At 64.7% G+C, this 24259-nt stretch carries 26 protein-coding genes; 18 read left to right on the top strand and 8 right to left on the bottom strand.

Annotated elements, in window-relative coordinates; genetic code table 11:
* Positions 1 to 128 precede the first annotated feature (128 nt).
* From ACM42_RS22235 to ACM42_RS22160, 16 genes are all read left to right on the top strand, one after another.
* The gene (locus ACM42_RS22235) at positions 129 to 509 is read left to right on the top strand and encodes a hypothetical protein (RefSeq protein ID WP_194388722.1); all 381 of its coding nucleotides are present in this window, start codon (positions 129 to 131) and stop codon (positions 507 to 509) included.
* The gene (locus ACM42_RS22230) at positions 506 to 1588 is read left to right on the top strand and encodes a PHA/PHB synthase family protein (protein ID WP_271529941.1); all 1083 of its coding nucleotides are present in this window, start codon (positions 506 to 508) and stop codon (positions 1586 to 1588) included. The genes ACM42_RS22235 and ACM42_RS22230 overlap by 4 nt, the downstream gene beginning before the upstream one ends.
* Positions 1585 to 2178: a GNAT family N-acetyltransferase gene (locus tag ACM42_RS22225; RefSeq protein ID WP_271529940.1), complete on the top strand. Its 594-nt coding sequence runs from the start codon at positions 1585 to 1587 to the stop codon at positions 2176 to 2178. The genes ACM42_RS22230 and ACM42_RS22225 overlap by 4 nt, the downstream gene beginning before the upstream one ends.
* A gap of 221 nt (positions 2179 to 2399) precedes the next feature.
* Positions 2400 to 2855 (top strand): phasin, encoded by a 456-nt coding sequence (locus ACM42_RS22220; RefSeq protein ID WP_061878177.1) that lies wholly within the window; start codon positions 2400 to 2402, stop codon positions 2853 to 2855.
* A 192-nt stretch (positions 2856 to 3047) separates the two neighbouring features.
* A complete protein-coding gene (locus tag ACM42_RS22215) occupies positions 3048 to 4334 on the top strand; it encodes a DUF445 domain-containing protein (RefSeq protein ID WP_271530261.1) in 1287 nt (428 codons plus the stop codon).
* A 202-nt stretch (positions 4335 to 4536) separates the two neighbouring features.
* The gene (locus ACM42_RS22210) at positions 4537 to 5307 is read left to right on the top strand and encodes an esterase/lipase family protein (RefSeq protein WP_271529939.1); all 771 of its coding nucleotides are present in this window, start codon (positions 4537 to 4539) and stop codon (positions 5305 to 5307) included.
* A 91-nt stretch (positions 5308 to 5398) separates the two neighbouring features.
* Complete coding sequence (gene paaX, locus ACM42_RS22205; protein ID WP_271529938.1) at positions 5399 to 6265, top strand: phenylacetic acid degradation operon negative regulatory protein PaaX; 867 nt, start codon at positions 5399 to 5401, stop codon at positions 6263 to 6265.
* Between the two features lie 76 nt (positions 6266 to 6341).
* Positions 6342 to 7334, top strand: coding sequence for a 1,2-phenylacetyl-CoA epoxidase subunit PaaA (gene paaA / locus ACM42_RS22200; RefSeq protein ID WP_271529937.1), 993 nt, complete (start codon positions 6342 to 6344; stop codon positions 7332 to 7334).
* Between the two features lie 10 nt (positions 7335 to 7344).
* Positions 7345 to 7632 (top strand): 1,2-phenylacetyl-CoA epoxidase subunit PaaB, encoded by a 288-nt coding sequence (gene paaB / locus ACM42_RS22195; protein WP_028135228.1) that lies wholly within the window; start codon positions 7345 to 7347, stop codon positions 7630 to 7632.
* Positions 7632 to 8408: a 1,2-phenylacetyl-CoA epoxidase subunit PaaC gene (paaC, locus tag ACM42_RS22190; protein WP_271529936.1), complete on the top strand. Its 777-nt coding sequence runs from the start codon at positions 7632 to 7634 to the stop codon at positions 8406 to 8408. The genes paaB and paaC overlap by 1 nt, the downstream gene beginning before the upstream one ends.
* Entirely contained in the window at positions 8402 to 8905 is a 504-nt protein-coding gene (gene paaD / locus ACM42_RS22185) for a 1,2-phenylacetyl-CoA epoxidase subunit PaaD (RefSeq protein WP_271529935.1), read from the top strand. The genes paaC and paaD overlap by 7 nt, the downstream gene beginning before the upstream one ends.
* Positions 8906 to 8907: 2 nt before the next feature.
* The gene (gene paaE, locus ACM42_RS22180; protein ID WP_271529934.1) at positions 8908 to 9990 is read left to right on the top strand and encodes a 1,2-phenylacetyl-CoA epoxidase subunit PaaE; all 1083 of its coding nucleotides are present in this window, start codon (positions 8908 to 8910) and stop codon (positions 9988 to 9990) included.
* Between the two features lie 101 nt (positions 9991 to 10091).
* On the top strand, positions 10092 to 10541 hold the full coding sequence (paaI, locus tag ACM42_RS22175; protein ID WP_194388704.1) for a hydroxyphenylacetyl-CoA thioesterase PaaI: 450 nt from the start codon (positions 10092 to 10094) through the stop codon (positions 10539 to 10541).
* Between the two features lie 38 nt (positions 10542 to 10579).
* Positions 10580 to 11911, top strand: a complete 1332-nt coding sequence (gene paaK, locus ACM42_RS22170; protein WP_271529933.1) for a phenylacetate--CoA ligase PaaK — start codon at positions 10580 to 10582, stop codon at positions 11909 to 11911.
* A 64-nt stretch (positions 11912 to 11975) separates the two neighbouring features.
* A complete protein-coding gene (locus ACM42_RS22165; RefSeq protein ID WP_271529932.1) occupies positions 11976 to 12980 on the top strand; it encodes a quinone oxidoreductase family protein in 1005 nt (334 codons plus the stop codon).
* 112 nt (positions 12981 to 13092) lie between these two features.
* On the top strand, positions 13093 to 14148 hold the full coding sequence (locus ACM42_RS22160) for a YeeE/YedE family protein (RefSeq protein WP_271529931.1): 1056 nt from the start codon (positions 13093 to 13095) through the stop codon (positions 14146 to 14148).
* On the opposite strand, the gene ACM42_RS22155 is transcribed toward ACM42_RS22160, so the two are convergent.
* A complete protein-coding gene (locus tag ACM42_RS22155; protein ID WP_271529930.1) occupies positions 14127 to 15041 on the bottom strand; it encodes a DMT family transporter in 915 nt (304 codons plus the stop codon). The genes ACM42_RS22160 and ACM42_RS22155 overlap by 22 nt on opposite strands.
* An 82-nt stretch (positions 15042 to 15123) precedes the next feature.
* Between ACM42_RS22155 and pdxR the strand changes: the two genes are divergently transcribed.
* The gene (gene pdxR, locus ACM42_RS22150; protein ID WP_271529929.1) at positions 15124 to 16572 is read left to right on the top strand and encodes a MocR-like pyridoxine biosynthesis transcription factor PdxR; all 1449 of its coding nucleotides are present in this window, start codon (positions 15124 to 15126) and stop codon (positions 16570 to 16572) included.
* 9 nt (positions 16573 to 16581) lie between these two features.
* Here pdxR and ACM42_RS22145 read toward each other — a convergent pair whose 3' ends face one another.
* Genes ACM42_RS22145 through ACM42_RS22125 form a run of 5 tightly spaced genes read right to left on the bottom strand, consistent with a single transcriptional unit; the run spans position 16582 to position 21330 of the window.
* A complete protein-coding gene (locus tag ACM42_RS22145) occupies positions 16582 to 17805 on the bottom strand; it encodes a bifunctional alpha/beta hydrolase/OsmC family protein (RefSeq protein WP_271529928.1) in 1224 nt (407 codons plus the stop codon).
* 25 nt (positions 17806 to 17830) lie between these two features.
* Positions 17831 to 18490, bottom strand: a complete 660-nt coding sequence (locus ACM42_RS22140; RefSeq protein ID WP_271529927.1) for a sulfite oxidase-like oxidoreductase — start codon at positions 18488 to 18490, stop codon at positions 17831 to 17833.
* A gap of 3 nt (positions 18491 to 18493) precedes the next feature.
* Complete coding sequence (locus tag ACM42_RS22135) at positions 18494 to 19816, bottom strand: MFS transporter (RefSeq protein ID WP_271529926.1); 1323 nt, start codon at positions 19814 to 19816, stop codon at positions 18494 to 18496.
* Positions 19817 to 19849: 33 nt separating this feature from the next.
* Positions 19850 to 21070: a cytochrome P450 gene (locus ACM42_RS22130; RefSeq protein WP_271529925.1), complete on the bottom strand. Its 1221-nt coding sequence runs from the start codon at positions 21068 to 21070 to the stop codon at positions 19850 to 19852.
* A gap of 50 nt (positions 21071 to 21120) precedes the next feature.
* Positions 21121 to 21330: a ferredoxin gene (locus ACM42_RS22125; protein WP_028178369.1), complete on the bottom strand. Its 210-nt coding sequence runs from the start codon at positions 21328 to 21330 to the stop codon at positions 21121 to 21123.
* Positions 21331 to 21467: 137 nt separating this feature from the next.
* On the opposite strand from ACM42_RS22125, the gene ACM42_RS22120 reads away from it, so the two are divergent.
* On the top strand, positions 21468 to 22115 hold the full coding sequence (locus ACM42_RS22120; RefSeq protein ID WP_271529924.1) for a TetR/AcrR family transcriptional regulator: 648 nt from the start codon (positions 21468 to 21470) through the stop codon (positions 22113 to 22115).
* Here the strand turns inward: ACM42_RS22120 and ACM42_RS22115 are convergent.
* Positions 22112 to 22762, bottom strand: a complete 651-nt coding sequence (locus ACM42_RS22115; RefSeq protein ID WP_271529923.1) for an aspartate/glutamate racemase family protein — start codon at positions 22760 to 22762, stop codon at positions 22112 to 22114. The two genes, ACM42_RS22120 and ACM42_RS22115, sit on opposite strands and share 4 nt — an antisense overlap.
* Before the next feature lie 10 nt (positions 22763 to 22772).
* Positions 22773 to 24191 carry an amidase gene (locus ACM42_RS22110; protein WP_271529922.1) on the bottom strand — a complete coding sequence of 473 codons (1419 nt, stop codon included), beginning with the start codon at positions 24189 to 24191 and terminating at the stop codon, positions 22773 to 22775.
* Between the last annotated feature and the right edge of the window lie 68 nt (positions 24192 to 24259).

The following is a 24259-nucleotide window of genomic DNA, read 5'->3' as shown; positions in this document are numbered from 1 at the left end:
GGTTTCGTTCCGCGAAGAAGCCGCGAGCGCGACACCGCGCCCGCTGCTTGCCGGTTGACCGGCATCTCGCAACGGTGTGGTATGGCGAGAAAAGAAGGGTGCAAAGCCCTCCACATGGGAGGACGCTGATGACCGACAAGATCACCGATCCGGTCGCCTTGTGGCAGAAGATGGTCGGCGAGATGGAGAAAGGTTTCAACTCTTTCGCGACCAAGGCGATGGAGACGCCCGAGTTCTCGCAAGCCGTGAACCGCGCCGGCGGCGTTGCTGCAGGTGCTCAGAAGCAATTTGGCGATCTCATGGAGAAATATCTGCTCTCCATGAACCTGCCGAGCCGCGAGCAGATGACCGGTATTGCGGAGCGGCTTCAGTCGATTGAAGGCCAACTCGGCGAGATCAAGTCGATGCTGAGCCAGATGTCGGCCAGCTCGGGTGCGCAGCAGGGCGGCGCCGCTCCGCGACCGCCGCGCACGAAACGTCCGCCGTCCGAAGGCGGAGACCAAAAGTGAACGCGACGACGGGACTTGATTTCGCCTCCATCCCGGAGCGCATCCAGTCCGAGGTGCAGCGCGCGATTCAGCGCAGCATCAAGGGCGTCGAGTATTTCTCGACCTCGGGCCCTTCGCTCGGCTCGACACCGAAGGACGTGCTGCATTCGCGCGGAACCATGAGCCTCTACCACTATCGGCCGATGTCGGACGAGATCTACCGCGTGCCGGTGCTGATCGTGATGGCGACGACCAATCGCGGCTATATCCTCGACCTCGTGCCCGGCCAGAGCTTCATCGAGTTCCTGCTGAGGCGCGGCTACGACGTCTATATGCTGGACTGGACCGCCCCGCGGCCGGAGGAGAAGAACCTGCGCATGGAGGACTATGTCCTCGACTTCATCCCGGACTGCATCCGCCGCGTGCAAGCCGATTCCGGCGAGCAGGACGTCTCCGTCATCGGCTATTGCTTCGGCGGCGTGCTGTCGCTGCTCTACGGCTCGATCCACAAGGACGGGCCGATGAAGAATTTGATCTGCTTCACCACGCCGATCGACTTCCGCGAGATGAGACTGTTCTCGAACTTCTCCGACCGCCGCTATTTCGACGTCGATCGTCTCGTCGATAGCGTGGGAAACGTGCCGCCGGAGATGATCCTGTCCTCGTTCGAGATGCTGCGCCCCGCCTCGCGCACGGCGAGTCAGATCCAGCTTTGGGAGAACATCTGGAACGACGAGTTCGTCAAGTCCTACCGCATGTTCGACCGCTGGGCGACCGACACGCTGCCGCTGGCGGGCGAGTATTTCCGCGCCATCACCAAGGACCTGATGTGGGACAACAAGCTGTTCAACGGCACCATGTCGGTTGGCGGCCGGGCGGCGAGTCTGGAAGACATCACGGTGCCGATCCTGCATGCGGTCGCCGAGCACGACCACATCGTGCCGTATGAGGCCGCCAAGCATCTGATCGCCAAGGTCGGCTCGGCCGACAAGGAGGAGGTGATCCTGAAGGGTGGTCACGTCTCTCTCGTGGCGGGTGCCAACGCGGTGAAGCGGCTGTGGCCGAAACTGGATTCCTGGCTGGGAAAGAGATCGACATGAGTGAGCAGCGTTCCTATCCGCGTCAGGTCAAGACCGAGGCCGGCGATTTCGAGATCCGCTTGATGTCGCCTGCGGACGAGGCCGCCGTGCTGGCCTTCGGCAAGGGCCTGCCGACCCACGATCTGCTGTTCCTCCCCCGCAACATCAGCGAGCCGAAGGTCCTGTCGGCATGGGTCAAGGAGATCGAGCGCGGCGCGATCCAGAGCCTGCTCGCGGTGAGAGAGGGCAGGGTGGTCGGGTGCGGCACGCTGGTGCGCGATCCGCATTCCTGGTCGCCGCATGTCGGCGAGATCCGGATGGTGGTCTCGCCCGATGTCCGCGGCAAGGGAGTGGGCAAGGCGCTCTCGCAGGAGACCTTTGCACTCGCGCTCGGCGCCGGCCTGGAGAAGCTCTCGGTCCAGATGACCGTCGACCAGCAGGCGGCGATCGCGCTGTTCGAAAGCCTCGGCTTCAAGGCCGAGGCGCTGCTGCGCGACCATGTCCGGGATGTCGACGGCAAGACCCACGACATCGTCGTGCTCGGTCACAACATCGCGCAGGTCCAGGCCCAGATGGAGGCGTATGGGGTGCCGGGCGCTGTCCAGCACTAGGAACGCCCGCTCGACATTCGGTTCAAATCGGGCCGATCATCGGTCCGGTGGCTAAAGAGGCATCATGATGCCTCTTGCCGAGGCTTGTCACATTTTTGTGATGGTGCGTCGCAATATGTATGTTGCATCGCACAATTAACTATGCCATACAGATGGCTGCCCCGGGCCAATGAGGACGGGGTGAGCCCATAGCTCAGATCAATGAGGATGGAGAGAACCCCATGACCACTGAAACCAACACTGCTTTCGAGGGCTTCAAGGACGCTTTCAAGAACATCCAGAATCTGGAAGTTCCCGAGGCCGCCCGCGAATTCGTCAAGAAGACTGCCAACACTGCCAAGGACCGTGCCGCGGAGGCCTTCGCCGGCTCCGAGCGGGTGACCGCCGCTGTCGAGAATGCAGTGGCCGAATCCGTCGCCGAGGCCGGCAAGATCAGCCGCAATATCCAGCAGGCGATCTACGAGGACGCCGAGGCGTTCTTCTCGGGCATCGACAAGCTGGCGTCGGCAAAATCGATCAGCGAAGCCGTCGAGATCCAGTCGAGCCTGCTCCGCTCCCGCGGCGAAGTGTTCGTCTCGCGTGCCAAGGCGACCGCCGACTATCTCGGCAACCTCGCCGCCAATGGTGCGAAGTCCGCTCAGGACAATTTCGCCAAGGTCTACAACAAGACCGCCTGATTTGGTGCCTGAGTAGAAACTGAATTTGAGGCCCGCTTCGGCGGGCCTTTTGTTTGAGCTGCCGTAAGCACATCCACGTCATTCCGGGGCGCCCGAAGGGCGAACCCGGAATCTCGAGATTCTCAGGTGCGCAATTGCGCACCATAGTTCGGTCCTGCGGACCGCCCCGGAATGACGTACTCTCAAACCGTCATGACTCCACCCGCCACCTTCTCCTTCGATACCCCCGGCGATGCCGAACGCGCGGCCGAGCTGCGCCGCGTGAAAACCCTGGCGACGCTGGTGCTGGCCGCGACGCTTCTGCTCTTCATCGTCGCGAAATGGCTTCTTCCGGTGCATCCCGTGTTCGGCTTCGTTGCAGCCTTCGCGGAAGCCGCGACCATCGGTGGTCTTGCCGATTGGTATGCGGTGGTCGCGCTGTTCAAGCGGCCGCTCGGCCTGCCGATCCCGCACACGGCGATCATTCAGAGCAATCAGGCCCGCATCGCCGACAAGCTCGGCGAATTCATCCAGGTGCATTTCCTCGAAGCCGGCCCCGTCGAGGCCAAGCTGAAGGAGATCGATTTCGGCTCCTTCGTTGCGGACTGGCTGCGCGACCGCAAGCGCAGCGACGACCTCGCGCGCTTCGCGCTGCGTCTGTTGCCGGAGGCCGTTTCCGCCACGGAAAGCTCCGGCCTGATGACCTTCATCATCCGCCGCCTGTCCTCGCAGCTCCAGGCGATCGACCTCGCGCCGCTCGCGGCCGGCACGCTGCGCGGCTTCGTCGCGGAGGGACGGCACCAGATCCTGTTCGACGATCTCCTGCGTGTGATGCACGACACGCTGAACCAGAAGGAAACGATGGCGATGATCCGCGAGAAAGTGCGCGCGGAGTTGCCGACCCTGCTCAGGCTCTATCGCGCCGACAAGTTTCTGGTGAACAAGATCGTGGCCTCAGCCACCGCTTTCTTCAACGAGGTGCGCAGCGATCCCAAGCATCCGTTCCGCGGCGAGTTCGATCGCATGGTGCTGAGCTTCGTCGATCGGCTCGGCACCGATCAGGCCTATGTCGATCGCATCGACGGCTTGAAGCGCGATCTGCTCGCGCGTCCCGAGCTTGCCGAACTCGCCCGCACCGTCTGGGCCAACACGCGCTCCTTCATCGAGCGCAGCGCGAGCGGCGAGACGCAGGTGCTGCAGCATCATCTCGCCGGCATGTTCGTCGCGGCCGGCGAGGCGCTCGCCGGCGATGCCGAGCTGCGCGGCGAGATCAACAATGGCCTGGTGAGGGTGCTGCGCAGCTTCGTTGCCGACCAGAAGAGCGGCGTCTCCACCTTCATCTCGGATCAGGTCAAAGCGTGGAATATGACGCAGCTGATTACGCTGATCGAGATCAACATCGGGCGCGACCTGCAATACATCCGTTTCAATGGTTCGCTGATCGGCGGTCTCGCTGGTCTCGCGCTCTACTCCGCGGAATTTCTGCTTCGATTGTTGTGACTTTCGCGTCACGGCCGTCAGCATTACCGCGCGGGCCTATTGCCGCCGCGCATCTCTCCCGCTTGAATGTCTGGAACCGGCCACCTAGCTGATTCATGTTGCGCTGCGGAACGTTCGACAAGCCGGTGCATTGGAATTCATGCCAATTTGCCGGCTTCGCAGCCGGCGTCCTTTCCAGGAAGTCTCCCCAGGGGAAACATCGATGACCGCAACTGCCCAGACGCTGCGTCCGCCGTCCCGTACCCTGATGTTTCTGGAGGGGCGGGCGCTCCACGAGTTCGGCGCATTCCTAGGCGCGCTACCGCTCCTGAGCCTTGCGCCGCGCGGCGATGGACATCCGGTGCTGGTGCTGCCGGGCCTCGTGGCTTCCGATGCGTCGACGCGCGCGCTGCGCACGTTCTTGACGAGCAAGGGCTATGCGGTGAGCGGCTGGCGTCAGGGTCGCAATTACGGCCTGCGCGAGGGCGTGCAGGATGCCATGGTCGATCTGGTCCAGGAGCTCAGCGACAAGCACGGCCGCAGGATCAGCCTGGTCGGCTGGAGCCTCGGCGGTCTCTATGCCCGCCAGCTCGCCAAGATGATGCCGGAGCGGGTGCGCCAGGTGATCACGCTCGGCAGTCCCTTCGCCGGCGATCCGCGATCGACCAACGCTTGGCGCGTCTACGAATGGGCCAGCGGGCACAAGGCCGATGAGGTCGATCCGCGTTTCGGGGGAGAGCTTGCCGCTCCGCCGCCGGTGCCGACCACCGCTATCTTCAGCCGCACCGACGGCGTCTGCGCCTGGCAGGGCTGCATGGAGAAAACGGGCGCACAGACCGAGAGCATCGAGGTGGAGAGCAGCCATTGCGGCATGGGCCATCATCCTGCCGTCGTCTATGCCGTGGCCGACCGGCTCGCGCAGAAGGAGGGCCAGTGGCGCCCATTTGATCGCAGCGGCTGGCGCAGCCTGGCGTATCCCGATCCGCATCGGTAGCTCGTTCTCCACTTCGTCCCGCACGACAATGGAAGAGGCGAGACGCTTCCGTCCATTGTCGTAGCCACGCCAAACGCGCTATGCCTCGCGCATGGCGCATCCTCTCTCCCGCATCATCGACCAGCTCAAGCGCGAGCCGTCGCGCACCGGCTCCATCGTCGTCACCGTGTTCGGCGACGCCATCGTGCCGCGCGGCGGCTCGGTGTGGCTGGGGACGCTGCTGGAATTCTTCGCAAGCCTGGATATCGACAGCGGCGTGGTCCGCACCGCAATGTCGCGGCTTGCTGCCGACGGCTGGCTGACGCGCGAGAAGGTCGGGCGAAACAGTTTTTATCGCCTGGCCGACAAGGGTCGGCAGACCTTTGAAGCTGCCACGCGCCACATCTACGATCCGCCGCCATCGGACTGGACCGGCCGTTTCGAGCTACTGCTGATCGGCAATGGCGAGGACCGCGACGCCTCGCGTGAGGCGCTGCGCAATGCCGGCTTCGGCAGTCCGCTGCCGGGCGTCTGGGTCGCGCCGTCAGGCGTACCGGTGCCGGACGAGGCTGCGGGCGCCATCCGTCTCGAAGTCTCGGCGGAGGATGACAGCGGGCGGCGTCTGCTCAGCGCGAGCTGGCCGCTGGATCGCACCGCGGATGCCTATTTGAAATTCATGAAGACGTTCGAGCCGCTCCGTGCCGCGATCGCGCGCGGTACGGAATTGTCCGATGCCGATGCCTTCACCGCGCGGATCCTGTTGATCCACTACTATCGCCGTGTCGTGCTGCGCGACCCGCTGTTGCCCGAGAGCCTGCTGCCGGCGGATTGGCCGGGAAGGGCGGCCCGCGTGCTGTGCGGCGAGATCTATCGCGCGCTCCTCGCTCCATCGGAACAATGGCTCGACGGCCATGCAATCAACCAGAAGGGGCCGTTGCCGGCGGCCTTGAAGCTGCTGGAACGGAGGTTCGATGCTTGATTGTTGTGTTACAGAAATATCTTGCATGAGATAATTTCTGTTATATATTGCCTCCCAATAAATCGGGAGGATGCGCATGTATACCCAGGCGCTGAACACGGCCGAGACCGACGATCGCGGTCTCGAGGACGCGGCCAAGGCTGCTCAGTTCCAGGCCCGCATCGATGCCGAGGAACGCATCGAGCCGAACGACTGGATGCCGGCGGCCTACCGCAAGACGCTCACCCGCCAGATCTCCCAGCACGCCCATTCCGAGATCGTCGGCATGCTGCCTGAAGGCAACTGGATCACCCGTGCGCCGACGTTGCGCCGCAAGGCCGCGCTGCTCGCCAAGGTGCAGGACGAGTGCGGCCATGGGCTCTATCTCTACGCGGCGGCGGAGACGCTCGGCTCCTCGCGCGAAGAGCTGGTCGACGCGATGCTCGCCGGCAAGGCAAAATATTCCTCGATCTTCAATTATCCGACGCTGACCTGGGCCGATATCGGCACGATCGGCTGGCTGGTCGACGGCGCGGCGATCATGAACCAGATCCCGCTGTGCCGCTGCTCCTATGGTCCCTATGCGCGCGCGATGATCCGCGTCTGCAAGGAGGAGTCGTTCCATCAGCGCCAGGGCTACGAAATCATGGTGACGCTGTGCCGCGGCTCCGACGAGCAGAAGGCGATGGCGCAGGACGCGCTGAACCGCTGGTGGTGGCCGGTGCTGATGATGTTCGGCCCGCCGGATGTCGCGAGCCAGCACAGCGACACCTCGACGAGGTGGAAGATCAAGCGCTTCTCCAATGACGAGCTGCGCCAGAAATTCGTCGATGCCACCGTACCGCAGGCGCAATATCTCGGCCTCACCATTCCCGATCCCGGCATGACGCAGGATGCGGACGGACACTGGCGCTACAGCGAGATCGACTGGACCGAATTCAAGCAGGTGCTCGCCGGCAATGGCCCCTGCAACCGCGACCGCTTGGCCGCGCGCCGCAAGGCGCACGAGGAGGGCGCCTGGGTGCGCGAGGCGGCAGCCGCCTATGCCGCCAAGCGCGCGCGGCGTCAGACCGCGCAAGCTGCCGAATAGGGAGATCAATATGACCACGCCGAACACCCCGCTGTGGGAGGTCTTCATTCGCAGTCGCAACGGGCTCGCGCACAAGCATGTGGGATCGCTGCATGCCAGCGACGCGACAATGGCGCTGCAAGCCGCCCGCGACATCTACACCCGCCGCGGCGAGGGCCTGTCGATCTGGGTCGTGCCATCGAGCGCGATCACCGCGAGCGATCCCGCCGAGAAGGGCATGATGTTCGAGCCGGCGGAGTCGAAGATCTACCGGCATCCGACCTTCTACGAGGTGCCGGAAGAAGTGGGGCACATGTGATGGCCGTGGCCAACATCCAGGTCTGCGAAACACCGCTGGTGCTCTATACGCTGCGCCGCGCCGACGATGCGCTGATCCTCGGCCACCGGCTGTCGGAATGGTGCGGGCACGCGCCGATGCTGGAAGAGGACATGGCGCTCTCCAACATTGCCCTCGACCTCATTGGTCAGGCACGCGAGCTCTACACCTACGCCGCGAAGGTCGAAGGCAAGGACAACGACGAGGACAAGCTCGCATATCTCCGCGACGTCAGGCAGTACCGCAATCTGTTGCTTGTTGAACAGCCGAATGGCAACTTTGCCCAGACGCTGGTGAGGCAGTTCTTCTATTCCGCCTTCGCCGACCTTTACTGGCGTGCCATGATGAGCTCGCGCGACACGACGCTTGCCGCCATTGCCGCCAAGTCGGAGAAGGAGAGCGCCTATCACCTGCGCCACGCCTCGGAATGGATCATCAGGCTCGGGGACGGCACGGATGAGAGCCACGCGCGTGTTCAAGGAGCGATCGATCATCTCTGGGCCTTCACCGGCGAGATGTTCTCGGTCGACGACGGCGAGCGCGCCCTGATCCAGGCCGGCATCGCCATTGATCCGGCGAGCTTGCGCGGTCGTTGGTTGACGACGCTGTCCGACGTTGTCGGCGAAGCGACACTTGAGCTGCCCCGGAACGACTGGATGCAGCAGGGTGGTCGGTCCGGCCGGCACAGCGAGCATCTCGGCCACCTCCTCTCCGAACTGCAGTCGATGCAACGCACCTTTCCGGGGTTGACATGGTGAGCGTGCTGGACCGCGACAGCGAGCTGCGCCGGCGGGCCTGGGACGCTGCGGCAAGCGTGGTCGATCCCGAAATCCCGGTGCTGACCATCGCCGATCTCGGCGTGCTCCGCGACGTCATAGTCGACGGTGATCATGTCGAGGTCGCGATCACGCCGACCTATTCGGGATGTCCCGCCATGAACATGATCGCGCTCGAAGTCGAGATCGCGCTGGAGCGCGCCGGCTTTCATCATCCCAAGGTGCGCACCGTGCTGTCGCCGGCCTGGACGACGGACTGGATGAGCGAGGAGGGCCGCCGCAAGCTGCGCGCCTACGGCATTGCGCCGCCGCAGGCCTCGAGCTCGCGCCGCACGTTGTTCGGCGAGCAGGCCATCGCGTGTCCGCAGTGCGGCTCCGACAGGACAGAGCTGTTGTCCGAGTTCGGCTCCACGTCCTGCAAGGCGCTGTGGCGCTGCAAGGCCTGCCGCGAACCCTTCGATTATTTCAAGTGTCATTGACCATGTCCGCAGCCGCACCGCGCTTCCATCGCCTGACCGTCAACGACCTCCGCCGCGAGGCGTCCGACGCCGTCTCGATGACCTTCGCCATCCCCGGCGAACTCGCCGGCGATTACGCCTTCACGCCGGGCCAGTATCTCACGCTCCGCACCATGCTGGATGGCGAAGAGGTACGCCGCTCCTATTCGATCTGCTCCGGCCCCGACGACGGCGAGATCCGCATCGCCGTGAAGAAGGTTGACGGCGGCGCGTTCTCGAACTGGGCGGCGGACGAGCTGAAAAGCGGCGACGAACTCGACGTGATGACGCCGACCGGCCGCTTCGGCGTGGTCCCGCCGGCAGATCGCGCGTGCATCCATGTCGGCTTCGCCGCCGGCTCCGGCATCACGCCGATCCTGTCGATCGTGAAGGGTGTGCTTGCCCGCGAGCCGGACAGCCGCTTCTTCCTGTTCTACGGCAACCGTACCACCGACAACATCATGTTCCTCGAAGCGCTCGAGGAGCTGAAGGATCGTTTCATCGATCGCCTCTCGCTCTTCCACGTCATCTCCGGCGAGGAGCAGGACATCCCGATCCTGCATGGCCGGCTCGATGGCGACAAGGTGAGGGTGCTGCTGCGCTCGGTGGTGCCGGCTGGGAGCGTCGATCACGTCTTCATCTGCGGTCCCCTTGGCATGAGCGAGCAGATCGAGGCGACCTGCCGCGATTTCGGCATTGCCGAAGAGCGTATTCACGTCGAGCGCTTCGTCTCCGAATTCGGCGGCAAGCCGCGGCCGAAGAAAGCCGTTGCGCCGGATGCGCCGCCGAAAGCGATCGCGTCGCTGATCATCGACGGCAAGCGGCGCGACGTGCCGGTCGCAGAGGACGAAGCGATCCTCGATGCCGCACTGCGCGCCGGGGTGGATCTGCCCTTCGCCTGCAAGGGCGGGATGTGCTCGACCTGCCGCGCCAAGCTGGTCGAGGGTGAGGCGCCGATGGACATCAACTATTCGCTGGAGCCGTGGGAGCTGAAGGCCGGCTTCGTCCTGACCTGCCAGGCAAAACCATCGTCCGAGCGTGTCGTAGTCGATTATGACCATGTCTGATCGGGCAGATCAGACCCGATGAATGCAAATGCGTCGCATTATTTGACAGCTCGAGCCAATCAGCAGAACATCATGTGCGAGCGTCTGGCCCGGAGAAGCGCGTGAACGTCAAAGCCGCCCTGTCGCCTGAGGATATTGCCCGCGCCTGCGCTGACGCGATGTGGGCCGAGGACGATGCGTCCAAGGGTCTCGGGATGGAGATCGTCGAGATCGGCCCGGGCTTCGCAACGCTTGCGATGACGGTGCGGCCGGACATGGTCAACGGCCAGCGCATCGCCCATGGCGGCTTCATCTTCACCCTCGCCGATTCCGCCTTCGCGTTCGCCTGCAACTCACACAATGAGCGCGTGGTGGCGGCGCAGGGGCAGATCACCTTCATCAAGCCGGGCAAGCTCGGCGACCGCCTCATTGCAAAGGCACGGGAAGTCACTCGTGGCGGCCGCTCCGGCATCTACGACGTGCGTGTCACTGCCGGCACCGCCGTCATCGCGGAATTTCGCGGGCATTCGCGTGTCGTTCCCGGCACATGGCTGCCGGCGCCAGATCAATAAGACCAAAGAAAAGAACAAACCAATGTGGGGAAACGAGGATGGCTCTGACGAGGCTCAAGGAAGGTGCCGGTACCTATAGCGCGGAGATGGACGCACATGAGCGCGCCTCGCGCGACGAGATCATGGCGCTGCAGAAGCAGCGGCTGGCCTGGTCGCTGAAGCACGCCTATGACAACGTCGCGCATTATCGCAAGGCCTTCGACAAGGCCGGCGTACATCCGTCCGACTTTCGTGAGCTCTCGGATCTCGCAAATTTTCCGTTCACGGCGAAGACTGACCTGCGCGACAACTATCCCTTCAACATGTTCGCCGTGCCGCGCGAAAAGCTGGTGCGCGTGCATGCCTCGTCCGGCACCACGGGCAAGCCGATTGTGGTCGGTTATACCCAGCGCGACATCGATACATGGTCGGAGGTGATGGCGCGGTCGATCCGCGCCGCTGGCGGCCGCACCGGCATGATCATCCACAACGCCTACGGCTACGGCCTCTTCACCGGCGGGTTGGGTGTGCATTACGGCGCCGAGAAGCTCGGCTGCACCGTGGTGCCGATCTCCGGCGGCATGACCGAGCGGCAGGTGCAGCTCATCAACGACTTCCGCCCTGACATCATCACGGTGACGCCGAGCTACATGCTGGCGATCCTCGACGAGTTCAAGCGCCAGAAGCTCGATCCGCGCCAGAGCTCGCTCAAGGTCGGCATCTTCGGGGCCGAGCCCTGGACCAATGCGATGCGCGGCGAGATCGAGGACGCCTTCGACATGGACGCGACCGATATCTACGGTCTCTCCGAGGTGATCGGCCCCGGTGTCGCGCAGGAATGCATCGAGACCAAGGACGGCCTGCACATCTGGGAGGACCATTTCTATCCCGAGGTGATCGACCCCGAGACCGGTGCGGTGCTTCCGGATGGGGAGAAGGGCGAGCTCGTCTTCACCTCGCTCACCAAGGAAGCCTTTCCGGTGATCCGCTATCGTACCCGCGATTTGACGCGACTGCTGCCGGGCACGGCCCGGCCCGGCATGCGGCGGATGGAGAAGGTGACGGGGCGCTCCGACGACATGATCATCCTACGCGGCGTCAACCTGTTTCCGACCCAGATCGAGGAAGTGCTGCTCGCGACCGACTGGTGCGGCGGGCACTTCATCCTGGAACTGACTCGCGAAGGCCGCATGGACGAGCTGACCATCGTCGCGGAGGCGCGGCCCGAGAGCTGGGACGGCCGTGGTCTGCTCGACCACGCCGACCGCGTCTCGACCCACATCAAGAACACGATCGGGATCAGCTCCAGGGTGCAGGTGGTTGCGCCCGCCACGCTGGAACGTTCCCTCGGCAAGGCCAAGCGGCTCTACGACAAGCGGCCCAAGGACTGACTGGATGGATTGACTTGACCGCGCCCAGAGGCGACAAGGCCCGCGAGAAATCGCGGGTCTTTTCATGTCGCCAGCCGATGCCAAAACCGTCGAAGCGCGCTGCGTGCGCCTTGCCTCAAAGGCTGAAAACGCTGCCGCGCTTGCGCCAGTCGTGGAGCGCCTGACACTCGAGCGCGGTCCGAACGATGTTCTGATCGAGGTCAAGGCCGCAGCCGTCAATCCATCCGACGTCAAGGCCGCGACCGGGCTGATGCCCTATGCCGTGTTTCCCCGGACTCCCGGCCGCGACTACGCCGGCGTGGTGATCGACGGGCCGGCGGGTACGGTCGGACGCGAAGTGTTCGGCTCCTCCGGCGATCTCGGTATCCGTCGTGACGGCACCCATGCCTCCCATCTCGTGGTCGAGGCTGATGCCGTCGTTGAGAAACCGAAGACCGTGTCCTGGGAGGAGGCCGCCGGCATCGGCGTGCCCTTCGTCACCGCGATGGAAGGCTTTCGCCGCGCGGGCGTGCCGAAGAGCGGCGAGACCGTGCTGGTGTTCGGCGTCAACGGCAAGGTCGGACAGGCCGCGGTTCAGATCGCGACCTGGCAGGGTGCGCGCGTCATCGGCGTGGTGCGCAGGACGGAAGCCTATGAGGGGCATAGCAGCGCGCCGGTCGAGGTGATCGACGCCTCTGCCGTTGACGTTGCCACGCGCGTGCGCGAATTGACCGGCGGGAAGGGCGCCGACATCGTCTTCAACACTGTCGGCGATCCCTACTTCCAGGCTGCGCACAAATCGCTTGCGCTGCGCGGCCGCCAGATCCTGATCGCAGCGATCGATCGCATCGTTCAGTTCAACATCCTCGAATTCTATCGCGGCCAGCACACCTATGTCGGCATCGACACGCTGGGCCTGTCATCGGCTGCAACAGGCGCGGTGCTGCGCGACCTCGGTCCCGGCTTCGCCAGCGGCCATCTGAAGCCGTTTCCGATCAGGGCGAATGCGATCTATCCGCTCGAGCGCGCCAAGGAAGCCTATGTCGCCGTCGCCGGCTCCTCGCGCGACCGGGTCATCCTGAAGCCGTAGCAAATCGTCATTGCGAGCGCAGCGAAGCAATCCAGCCGGTCTCCGCGGATGCATTTCTGGATTGCTTCGCTGCGCTCGCAATGACGGACGTCGAGAGATATGAGAACAGTCGATGGAATCCGCCCAATTCGTCATCTTCGCCGGTCTCGTCATCGGGCTCGTCTACGGCGCCGTCGGCTTGCTCAGCGGTTTCTGCCTGATGAGCAGCATGCGCGGCTTTCTGGCGGAGGGGGACGGGCGGCTGGTGCGGAGCTATGCGCTGGCGATCGCCGTTGCGATCGCTGCGAGCCAGTTCCTTGCCGGCAACGGCATGGTCGATCTCGGCAGGTCGATCTACCTGCAGCAGTCATTCTCAGTGCCTGTGCTCTTCCTCGGCGGCCTGCTGTTCGGCTACGGCATGGTGCTGTCGAATGGCTGCGGGTCGCGGGCGCTGGTGCTGCTCGGCCGCGGCAATCTCCGCTCCTTCGTCGTCGTGATCGTGCTGGCCATCGCCGCGCAGATGACGCTGAAGGGCCTGATCGCGCCAGCGCGTATCGCGCTGGTCCAGGCCTCGCAAACGACCGTCAGCGCAAATTCGCTGCCGTCCGTGCTGGCAATGCTCGGTCTCACGGAATCGCTTTCGCGCGCGCTTGCCGCCGCCGCGACGGTCGTCGCGCTGATGCTGTTTGCCTTCGCGCACCCAGCGTTTCGCCGTTCGCCGGGTCAGATCGTGGCAGGTGTCGTCGTGGGCCTGCTCGTCGCCGGCGGCTGGTACGTCACCGGCTGTCTCGGCGCTGACGACTTCAACCCCGTCCCCGTCACCTCGCTCACCTTCATCGCGCCGATCGCCGATAGCCTGCAATACGCCATGCTCTCGACCGGTCTTACGTTGAATTTCGGCATCGCGACGGTGGCCGGCGTCTTCGCCGGCAGTCTGGTGACGGCGCTCGCGACGGGCCGGTTCAAGCTCGAAGGCTATTCCTCACCGCGTCACATGCTGCGCTCAGGCAGCGGCGCGGCGCTGATGGGTATCGGCGGCGTGATGGCGTTCGGCTGCTCGATCGGGCAGGGGCTGACTGGCGTCTCTACGCTCGCGCTGGGGTCGTTCGTGGCGCTCGCCGGCATCCTGCTCGGCACGACGGCGGGCCTGCACGGTGCGCTGCGGGTTCAACCCCTCGCGGTGGCCTGACCGCGCAGCAGTCGGTCGCCGAGCGTCGCAAGGCCGATGCCGCTGACGATCAGTCCGGCCGCGATGGTAAGGCTCGCGTCGATCGGCTCACCCAGCAGGATTGCGGCACTGGCGATGCCGACGAGCGGCGTCGCGGTGGTCCCGAGCGACGTCGTCAGCGCCGAGATGCTCTTGTTGACCATCGACATCGCCCAATAGGCCAGCGCCGTCCCGATCAGGCCCGAATACAGGAACAGCGACACGAGCCTCCATGACCACTCGAATTGCGGCAGCCCGTCGATGATCATCGCCAGGGTCGACAGCACGGCCGTGGCCACGAGCACCTGCCAGAGCAGGAGCTGGAGCGGAGAAGCGATCCAGCGATGCGCGCGGATATAGATGATGTTCGCGGCCCAGGAGATCGCGGCCAGGATGACCATGCCGGCGCCGACCAGGACTCCTGTATTGGTCCAGTCGATCGAGGACGGATTCAGGATGACGGCAAGCCCGATCAGTCCGAGCAGAGCGCCGGCGAGCTTCGGCGCGGTCAGCGTGTCCTTTCCGAGGATGGGCGCGGCGAGTGCGACCCAGAGCGGCGTGGTGTAGCCGAGCACGACGCCCTTGCTCGCGGGCAGGAAGCGCAGGCCCGCCGCGACGAGTATCGAGAACAGCGTCATGTGCAGCAGCGCGACGCTGAGGATGACTGGCACGTCGCGTCGCTCCGGGATCACCAGATTCTTGCTCAGTCCGAGGATCACGATGAGGCCGACCAGAGCGATCCAACTTCGGATCGCGGCGGTCCACAGCGGTGGAACGAATTGCACGAGTTGCTTCGTCACCGACCAGTTCACACCCCAGGCCAGCACGACGACGAGGAACAGGCCGACGGCCGCGCGGGGTGAAAGTGAGTTCATCTCGGAGTCCTTGCAGCAGTCCGGTTCGCCGGATAGCATCGCCACTGGCACCTGAAAAAGTGCCAGATTGGAGAATAATGAGATGCCAGTTTCGGAAGAGGTGATCTCCGCTCTGATCGACTTGAAACGGACGGAGGACGCGGGGCTGGTGACGCAGCTGACGGGCCAGCTTAGAGACCTGATCGCGAGTGGCCGTCTCGGGAGGGGTCGTACGCTGCCGTCGAGCCGTCGGCTCGCGAGCGATCTCGGCGTCTCCCGCAACACCGTCACTTATGCGTACGAGCAGCTTGCCGCCGAGGGATATGTTGCGGCGTCGCACGGCCGCCGTCCGGTGGTCACGGTCGATGGAGGCGGACGTCGTATAAGGGCCGGCACCGCTGCGGCGCGCGGACGCTCCGGAAAGCCGCGACTTTCGCCCTGGGCCTCGAATCTCAAGCAGACCGACTGGCCGATGTCCTATCAGGCAGCACTGAGGCCGTTGCGCCCGGGGCATGGCGATTTCAGAGAGTTTCCGGACGAGGTCTGGGCGCGTTGCTTGCGCCGCGGTGCCGTGCGTGCAGCCAGGCGCGAACTCGGCCCGCTCAACCGGACGCGCCTGCGCGAGGTGCTCGCGGATTATCTGGCGACCAGCCGGGGTGTCCGGGCCGCCGCAGACCAGATCATGATCCTGCCGAGCGCGCAGGCTGCGTTGACCTTGATTGCCGCGACCATCATCACGCCCGGCGATGAGGTCTGGGTCGAGGATCCCGGTTATCCCGGTGCTGCGGCCGCCTTCCGGGCGTCCGGCGCGCGCGTGACCGGTATCGGACTGGATGGGCAGGGTATGCAACGGATGCCGGGCCTTGCGGCGCCAAAACTGATCTTCATGACGCCCTCGCATCAGCATCCGACGGGGCGGCTGATGTCGCTGGCCCGTCGCGCCGAGTTTCTCGGCCTGAGCAGGCCCGGCAAGACCTGGATCGTGGAGGACGACTACGACGGGGAATTCCACTATGACAGCCGGCCGGTGCCGGCCTTGCAGGGGCTCGATGCCCATGGCCGCGTGTTCTATGTCGGCACCTTCTCGAAGGCGATGACGTCGGATATCCGGCTCGGCTATCTCGTCGCGCCGCCGGCACTTGCCAGTATCCTGGAGATCGCGCAGCGGCATGTCGGGCTGATCGCTTCGAGTCACATCCAGGAGGCACTCGCCGAGTTCATCGCCGATGGGCATTTCCTCGCGCATCTGCGCCGGATGCGCCGGCTCTATCACGCGCGCCGTGATCACCTGGTCGAGGAACTGGAGCGACAGCTCGGCGGGATGCTCTCGGTCGAAGTGCCCCCTGGAGGCATCCAACTCGTCGCCCGACTCAAGCGCGGTCGCACTGATCAGGCGGCGGTGAAGCGGCTGGTTGCGGCGGGGGTCGAGACGCGCGCCCTGTCGAGCCTGGCGGTTGGCCGGCCCCGCGATCGCGGCCTGCTGCTAGGCTTTGCGGCGTGGCGCGAGAGCGAGATCAGCGCGGCCGTGCGGACGATGGCATCGTGCTTCTAGACGGCCGCGTCAATCAATCGCCTTCGTCACGATGCGGATCTCCGACGTCAGCGTCCGGTGCACCGGGCACTTGTCGGCGATCTCCATCAGCTTCTTGCGTTGCTCGGCATCGAGGGCGCCGTCCATCGTGATGTCACGCTCGATCTGGTCGAGCATACCCTCGCGGGTTTCACACTCCGCGCAATCTTTGGCGTAGATCTTGGAGTGCTTCAGCGTGACTGTGACGCGGTCGAGCGGCATTGACTTGCGGTCGGCGTAGAGGCGCATGGTCATAGAGGTGCAGGCGCCGAGGCCGGCGAGCAGGAAATCATAGGGACCGGGACCCGTATCCTCGCCGCCGGCCGCCACCGGCTCATCCGCCACGAGACGATGCGGCCCGACTGTGATTATCTGGTTGAATTTGCTCTTGCGGGTCTCCTGCACCACGACCTGGCGCGGCGCCTCAGGGAGATCTACCACCTTCGCGGGCGTTGCGGTGTCGATGTAACGGCTCGCCCAGGCCGCGATCACGTCGGCCGCGTAAAGCGCGTCGGTTGGCTTCGTCAGCAGATGATCGGCATGATCGAGCGAGACGAAGCTCTTGGGATGCTTCGCCGCAACGAAGATCTTCGTCGCGTTGTCGATGCCGACGGTGTCGTCGACAGGCGAATGCATCACCAGCAGCGGCTTGTGCAGGCCGGTGACGTCCTTCATCAGCTCGTGCTCGGCGATGTCGTCGAGGAATTCACGTCTGATCCGGAACGGGCGTCCCGCGAGTGAGACTTCGACCTCGCCCTGGCTGCGGATCTTGTCGATATGCTCCTTGAACAGACCGGTGACGTGGGCGGGATCGGACGGCGCCGCGATGGCCACAACCGCCCTGGCTTCGGGGATCTGTCCTGCTGCCGCGAGGATCGCGGCACCGCCGAGGCTGTGGCCGATCAGGACTGACGGCGCCTTGCGGATGCTGCGCAGATGATCGGCCGCGCGCACGAGATCGGCGACGTTGGAGGAGAACGTCGAATTGGCGAAGTCGCCCTCGCTGGAGCCGAGCCCGGTGAAGTCGAATCGCAGCACCGCAATGCCTTTGGCGGCGAGCGCGACCGCAATGCGCTTGGCCGCCAGCGCGTCCTTGCCGCAGGTGAAGCAATGCGCGAACAGCGCGAACGCCACGGCCTCGCCGTCAGGCAGCTCCAGCGCGGCCGAGAGCTGATGGCCGCCTTCTCCAGTGAATTGAAAGCGTTCCGTCGGCATGGGCTTCCCCTGTCCTTGCTTGAACCTAATCGCCCGAATAGCGCTGTTCGACCCAGGGATCGCCGCGGTTATGATAACCGCGGACTTCCCAGAAGCCCGGCGCGTCCTCGGTCAGGAATTCGATGGCCTGGAGCCATTTGGCGCTCTTCCAGAAATAGAGGTGCGGCACGACCAGCCGCACTGGGCCGCCATGCTCCTCGCTCAGGGGCTTACCCGACCAGCTATGAGCGAGCAGCGCGTCCTCGGCGGCAAAGTCTTCCAGCGCGAGATTGGTGGTGTAGCCGTCATAGGAATGCAGCACAACAAAGCGCGCATCCTGGCGCGGCTGGCAGGCTGCGAGCAGCTCACGCGTCGCAAGCCCTTCCCACTCGTTGTCATAGCGCGACCAGGTCGTCACGCAGTGGATGTCGGAGGTGAACCGCGCCTGCTTCTGTGCGATGAACTCGTCGAAGGTCCAGAACACGGGAGTTTCGATCGCGCCGTAGACGTCGAGCCGCCAGCGCTCGCGCGAGACCGGCGGCACGACGCCCAGATCGAGCACCGGCCAGTCCTTGGTGAGGTGCTGACCGGGCGGCAGGCGCTGATCTTCCGGACGCGTGACCTTGCCGGTGAGAAAGCGGCCCTCGCGCGCCCACTTTTCCTTGGTGCGCGTCAGCTTGCTGTCGGATGGCGTCTCGTCGGTCATGGCCTACTCGTGCCGATGCATTGCGGAGGCGTGCTTGGTGTCGCGCATGGTTGAATAGATGATCAGCGACAGGCAGATGATGCCACTGAGATAGAAATAAAACCATTCCTCGTGCCCGATGCTTTTGAAATAGAGCGCGATCGCCGGCGCCGTGCCGCCGAAGATCGAGACCGTGATGGCATAGGGCAGGCCGACGCCGAGGGCGCGGACGTTGGTCGGGAACAATTCGGCCTTCACCACGGCGTTGATCGAGGTGTAGCCGGCGACGAACAGCCAGGCGGCGCAGATCAGGATGAACGCCATGAAGGGCGACTTCGTCTCCCTCAGCGCCATCAGCAACGGAACGGTCGCGAGCGTGCCGGCTACGCCGAAGAAAATGAGCAGCGGCTTGCGGCCGATCTTGTCGGAGATCGCGCCGTAAATCGGCTGGAGGATGGTCGCGAAAATCAGCGTGCCGAAGATCACGAAGGTGGTCTGGTCCTCGGTCAGCCCGACCGAAAGCTTGACGAAGGTCTGCATGTAGGTGGTGAAAGTGTAGAACGCCGCGGTGCCGCCGGCGGTGAGGCCGACGACCAGCAAGAGCTCGCGCGGATAGCGCAGCAGATTGGTGATCGAGCCGGTCGGCTTCACCACTTTCTTTGCCTCCTCGAACGCCTCGGTCTCGTGCAGGCCGCGCCGCATCACCGCGGCGAAGATCGCCAGCAGCGCGCCGATCGCGAAGGGGATGCGCCAGCCCCAGGCCTTCAGCTCTTCCGGTGTGAGGAAGACCTTTTGCAGGAGCAGCAGCACGATGATCGCGGTGAGCTGGCCTCCGATCAGCGTCACGTACTGGAAGCTGGAATAGAAGCCGCGATGCTTGGGGTCGGCAACTTCGCTGAGATACGTGGCGCTGGCGCCGTATTCGCCGCCGAGGCTGAGGCCCTCGATGACGCGGGCGAGCGCGAGGATCACCGGCGCGGCGAAGCCGATCGTGGCATAGGTCGGCGTCAGCGCGATGATCAGCGAGCCGAAGCACATGAAGACGACGGACAGAGTGAGCGAAATGCGGCGACCGAAATGGTCAGCGAGATAGCCGAAAAACCACCCGCCCAGAGGCCGCATCAGGAAGGTCGCCGCGAATACGACGGCGACGTTCAATTGCTGGACGACGGGGTCGTTACCAGGGAAGAACGCGGGTGCGAAGTAGAGCGCGAATGCCGTGTACGCGTAGAAATCGTACCACTCGACGAGATTGCCGATGGAGCCGATGAAGATCGCCTTGATCCGCCGCTCGGCGTCGGCGACGTCAAAATGCTCGGAGGCCGGTTGGATTGCTTGCTCTGTCACGTCCGGCCTTCCGCTTCTTCGTCTGGGGAAGGCCTACATCGCCTTTCCCAGCAAAAATGGCAACTGCCGGGGGCCTCTCACCGTGCCCTGCGACCAGGTTACTGTGCCTGCCGGATCGAGTCGGAAGTCCGGAATCCGCTTCAGCCATTCCTCCAGCGCAACCTGCATCTCCATTCGCGCAAGGTTGGAACCGACGCAGCGATGGATACCGAGGCCGAAGGCGGCGTGGCGGTTCTCGCGGCGGTCGATCACGACTTTGTCAGCATCCGGAAACATCTTGGGGTCACGGTTAGCGGCCGGGAACGACAGCAGCACCATGTTGCCGGGCTTCACCGGACAACCCGAGACCGTGGTTTCCTTGACCACCTCGCGCGCCATCGTCACCGGTGAATAGGCGCGCAGCAGCTCCTCCGCCGCGGTCGGGATCAGTCCGGGCTCGGCGATCAGCCGCTCGCGGTCGGCCGGCGTCTTCGCAAGATGCCAGAGCGAGGAGCCGATCGCGCTCCAGGTGGTGTCGATGCCGGCGATCAGCAGCAGGCGCAGCGAGCCCAGCACGTGGGAGTCCTCGAGCGGGTTGCCTTGCTTGTCCCTGGCGTTCATCAGATAGGAGATCAGGTCGTCGCTGGGCTCGTTCTTGCGCGCTTCGATGTGGCCGCTGAAATAGGCCGTCATCTCCTGCACGGCCTGGAGCAGCTTGCTCTCGTCCTTGATGCCGAGCTCGAGGATCATGTGAATCCCGTTGATGAAGAGGTCGCTGTCGCTCTCGGGGATGCCGAGCATGTGCGCGATCGCCCGAACCGGGATGTATTTGCTGTAGCGTGCGGCAGCGTCGACCTTGTCGTCGGCGATGAACTCGTCGATCAGTTCGTTGCAGATGGCGCGAACTCGCGGTTCGAGCTTCTTCATCGCGTCCGGCGTGAAGGGCGGCAGCAGCAATTGCTTGGCCGGCTTGTGCTCCGGCGGATCGGAGGTGATCGGCGGCGCCGCGTTCCTGGCGACCTCGGGGCGCACATCGCGGACGATGATGCGGCGTGAGGAGAAGTGCTCGGTGTCGTTGGCGATCTCGCGCACGGCTTCATAGGTGGTCGGCAGGTAGCAGCCGAGGAAGCGTTCCGTGTGCACCACGGGACTCGCGGCGCGCAGCTCGTCCCAGATCGGGAAGGGGTCCTCCGTCCATTGCGGATCGGTGTGGTCGAAGTCATGGACCCAGTCGGTCACGGGCGGATGGGCGGTGGGCTGGTTGACGTCGGTCATGGCAGGGAATCCCTCGGCTCGTGTTCGCTGAAAGCACGCAGCTGGCCGCGCTACTCCTCGATCACATCGATTGCGATTTCCGGGCAGTTGGCTTTCGCAAGCCAGGCCTTGTCCTCGAGCCCCGGCGGGACGGCGCCGTCGCCGGCTTCGTGCGCGTTGCCATATTCGTCGAGCTCGAAAAGCTCCGGCGCGAGGGCCTTGCAGCGGGCGTGGCCTTGGCATTTCTCCGGATCGACGTGAACCCTTAGTCGCTCTGACATTGCGGCTTCCTCGGTCGTGCGCGCGCAAGGCCCGAAGGGCGGCGCGTTTCCTCATCTGGGATTGCTCTAAGTTATATCCTATTACATTCGCGGCGGGCTTCCCCTGTCAAGCGCAAACTTATAGGCTTCGCCTCAACATGCGTTCACAATTCGCTCGCAAGCCCGAGAAGACCTACCACCATGGCGATCTTCGCGATGCCTTGATCAAGGCCGCGCTGCACGAGGCGGAGCGGGGCGGCGCCGAGGCGATCAGCATCAAGGCGCTTGCCAGGCAGCTCGGTGTTTCGCAGCCGGCGCCATACCGGCATTTCGTCGACCGTGAGGCGCTGCTCGCGGCGGTCACGGCGGAGGCGTTCCGGCAACTCACAGCGGTTCTGCGCGAGGCGATGGCGGAGCCGTCGAAGCAGTCGAAGCTCTCGCGACTCGCGCAAGCGACGCTCGATTTCGGTCTGCGCCGTAACGGTATCTACCGCTTGATGTTCGCCTCGCGCACCGTGTCCTGCGCGGCCAAGGGCAGCGAGCTGCACGAGGCGACGCGGGAGACCTTTGCGCTCGTGATCGAGGCGCTAGAGGCCCCGGCGATCGGCTACTTGCGCGAGCGGCAGGCGCTCAAGATCTGGGCCGCGCTGCATGGGGTGGTGATGCTGGCCGAGCAGGGCCTGTTCACCGGCGAGGCGGCGCATGCCACGCGCGAGGAATTGGTCGAGGATTTCGTCAATGAGACGAAGGCTGCGCTCGCGGTCGCGATCAAGGATGCGCGGCGCCGGACAAAGGCCGGCGCCTAAGCCTTCGCCTTCAGCAGCCTCATCAGCTTGTCGACGGCACTGTCCGGCGTCGTCACGACCGGGCGGCCGGTGGCCTCCGCAACCAGCGGCGCAGTCGCGGCGATGCTGAATTGCGCGAGCGCGATGACGTCGCAGTCGCGCAAATCGCGAGATGCTTCCGCGATCAGCCGGTCGTGCGTGGCACGGTCGCCGCGATCGAGCGCGGCCAGCGCGCCCTCGGCCAGTTTCGGCACGATCTGGACGGAGGCAGGGAACTCGGGTGGCATCGAGGCTAGCGTCGGCGGAAAGGTCGAGAGCAGGCCGATGCGCTCACCCATGGTTATGGCACGTTCGATCATGGCCTCGTTCGGCTTCAGCACCGGCATCGACGCATGTGCGCGCGCGACCGCCTCGATGCAGGGGCCGAACGCGGAACAAGTGAACAGGATTCCATCCGCTCCCGTCGCCGCTGCGTAATCGCCCAGCGCGAGGAAGCGCTCGGTCATGGCATCGGTGAGCGCGCCGTCACGCGCCAGATCCGCAGACAGGCTGTCGTCGAGCAGGTTCATCAGCCGTGCCTCAGGCCACGCCGTCGCGAACGTCGCCTCGATCGGCGCGATGGAGTGCTTGAGCGCGTGGATGAGGGTGATGCGAGGCGGCGTCGTCATGAGGTATACGTCAGTTCGTCACCTTCGGATCGATCGGGGTCGTGCCGCGCAGGCCCAGAATATCCTCCAGCACCTTCGCGCCGGCGATCACCTGTGCGTCGGCCCGCGGTGCGCCGACGACTTGCACGCCGACCGGCAGGCCCGACGCCGTGAAGCCGCACGGCAGCGAGAGCGCAGGACAGCAGGCGAGCGTGATGGCGTAGACGATGCCGAGCCACTCGACGTAATTGTCGAATCTCTTGCCGGCGCATTCGGCGACATAGCGGTGTTCGATCGGGAAGGGCGGCACGATCGTCGTCGGCACCAGCAGGAGATCGTAGGTCTTGAAGAACTCGACCGCCCGCGCAGTCATGCCGACGCGCTGCGCCTCGGCGCGCGCGAGCTGATCGACGGTGAGCTTGAGGCCTTCCTCGATGTTCCAGATCACCTCGGGCTTGAGCATGTCGCGCTTGGTGCGCAGCAGGTTGGCCTTGGTGATCGCGAAATCGAACGCGCGCAGCACGTGGAAGCACTCATGCGCCTCGCGCCAGTCGGGATGTGCCTCCTCGACGATCGCGCCGGCTTCCGCGAAGCGCTCCGCGGCCTTGCGCGTGATCGCCTTCACTTCGGGATCGACCGGCGTGATGCCAAGGTCGGGTGAATAGGCAATGCGCTTCGGCTTCTTGCCCGCCTGTGCCGCCGAAAGGAACGAGGTCGTCGGCGCCGGCAGCGACAGCGGATCGTCCGCATAGTCGCCGCTCATGGCGTCCAGCAGCAGCGCGAGATCCTCGACGTTGCGCGCCATCGGGCCGACCACGCCGAGATTGCGATCGACACCTGACTTCGGGGTATGCGCGACACGGCCGATGCTCGGCCGCATGCCGACGACGCCGCAGAAAGCCGCCGGGTTGCGCAAGGACCCGCCCATGTCGGAGCCCTGCGCGAGCCAGGCCATGCCGGTTGCGAGCGCCACGGCCGCGCCGCCGGAGGAGCCCGCTGCCGATTTCGTCGTATCCCAGGGATTGAGCGTCGCACCGAACACCTCGTTGAAGGTGTTGGCGCCGGCGCCGAATTCCGGCGTGTTGGATTTGGCGTAGACCACCGCGCCGTTCGCCTCGAGGTTCTCAACCATGAGGTCGGACTTCGCGGGGATGTTGTCCTTGAAGATCGGCGAGCCCTGCGTGTTCAACACGCCCGCGACGTCGGTGAGGTCCTTGATCGGCACCGGTAGGCCTGCGAGCAGCCCGCGCGCGCCGGCCGGCTTCTGCATCAGCGCTTTCGCGTTGGTCCTCGCGCGATCGAAGCACAGTGTCGGCAGCGCGTTGACCTTGCCATCGACCTCCTTGATGCGCTTCTCCAGCACATCCAGGAGCTCGAGCGGCGAGACGTCGCCGGACCGCAGCTTGTCGACGACCGCGCATGCGGTTTCGCGGATCAGGTCTTGAGACAATTATCTTACTCCTATGCCCATTCTTGGTTTCGTCATTGCGAGCGCAGCGAAGCAATCCAGACTCTCAC

This window comes from Bradyrhizobium sp. CCBAU 25338, assembly GCF_028128965.1.
Taxonomy (GTDB): Bacteria; Pseudomonadota; Alphaproteobacteria; order Rhizobiales; family Xanthobacteraceae; genus Bradyrhizobium; species Bradyrhizobium liaoningense.
The sequence above is the reverse complement of the archived record's forward strand: the minus strand, read 5'-3'. Positions and strand labels throughout refer to the sequence as shown.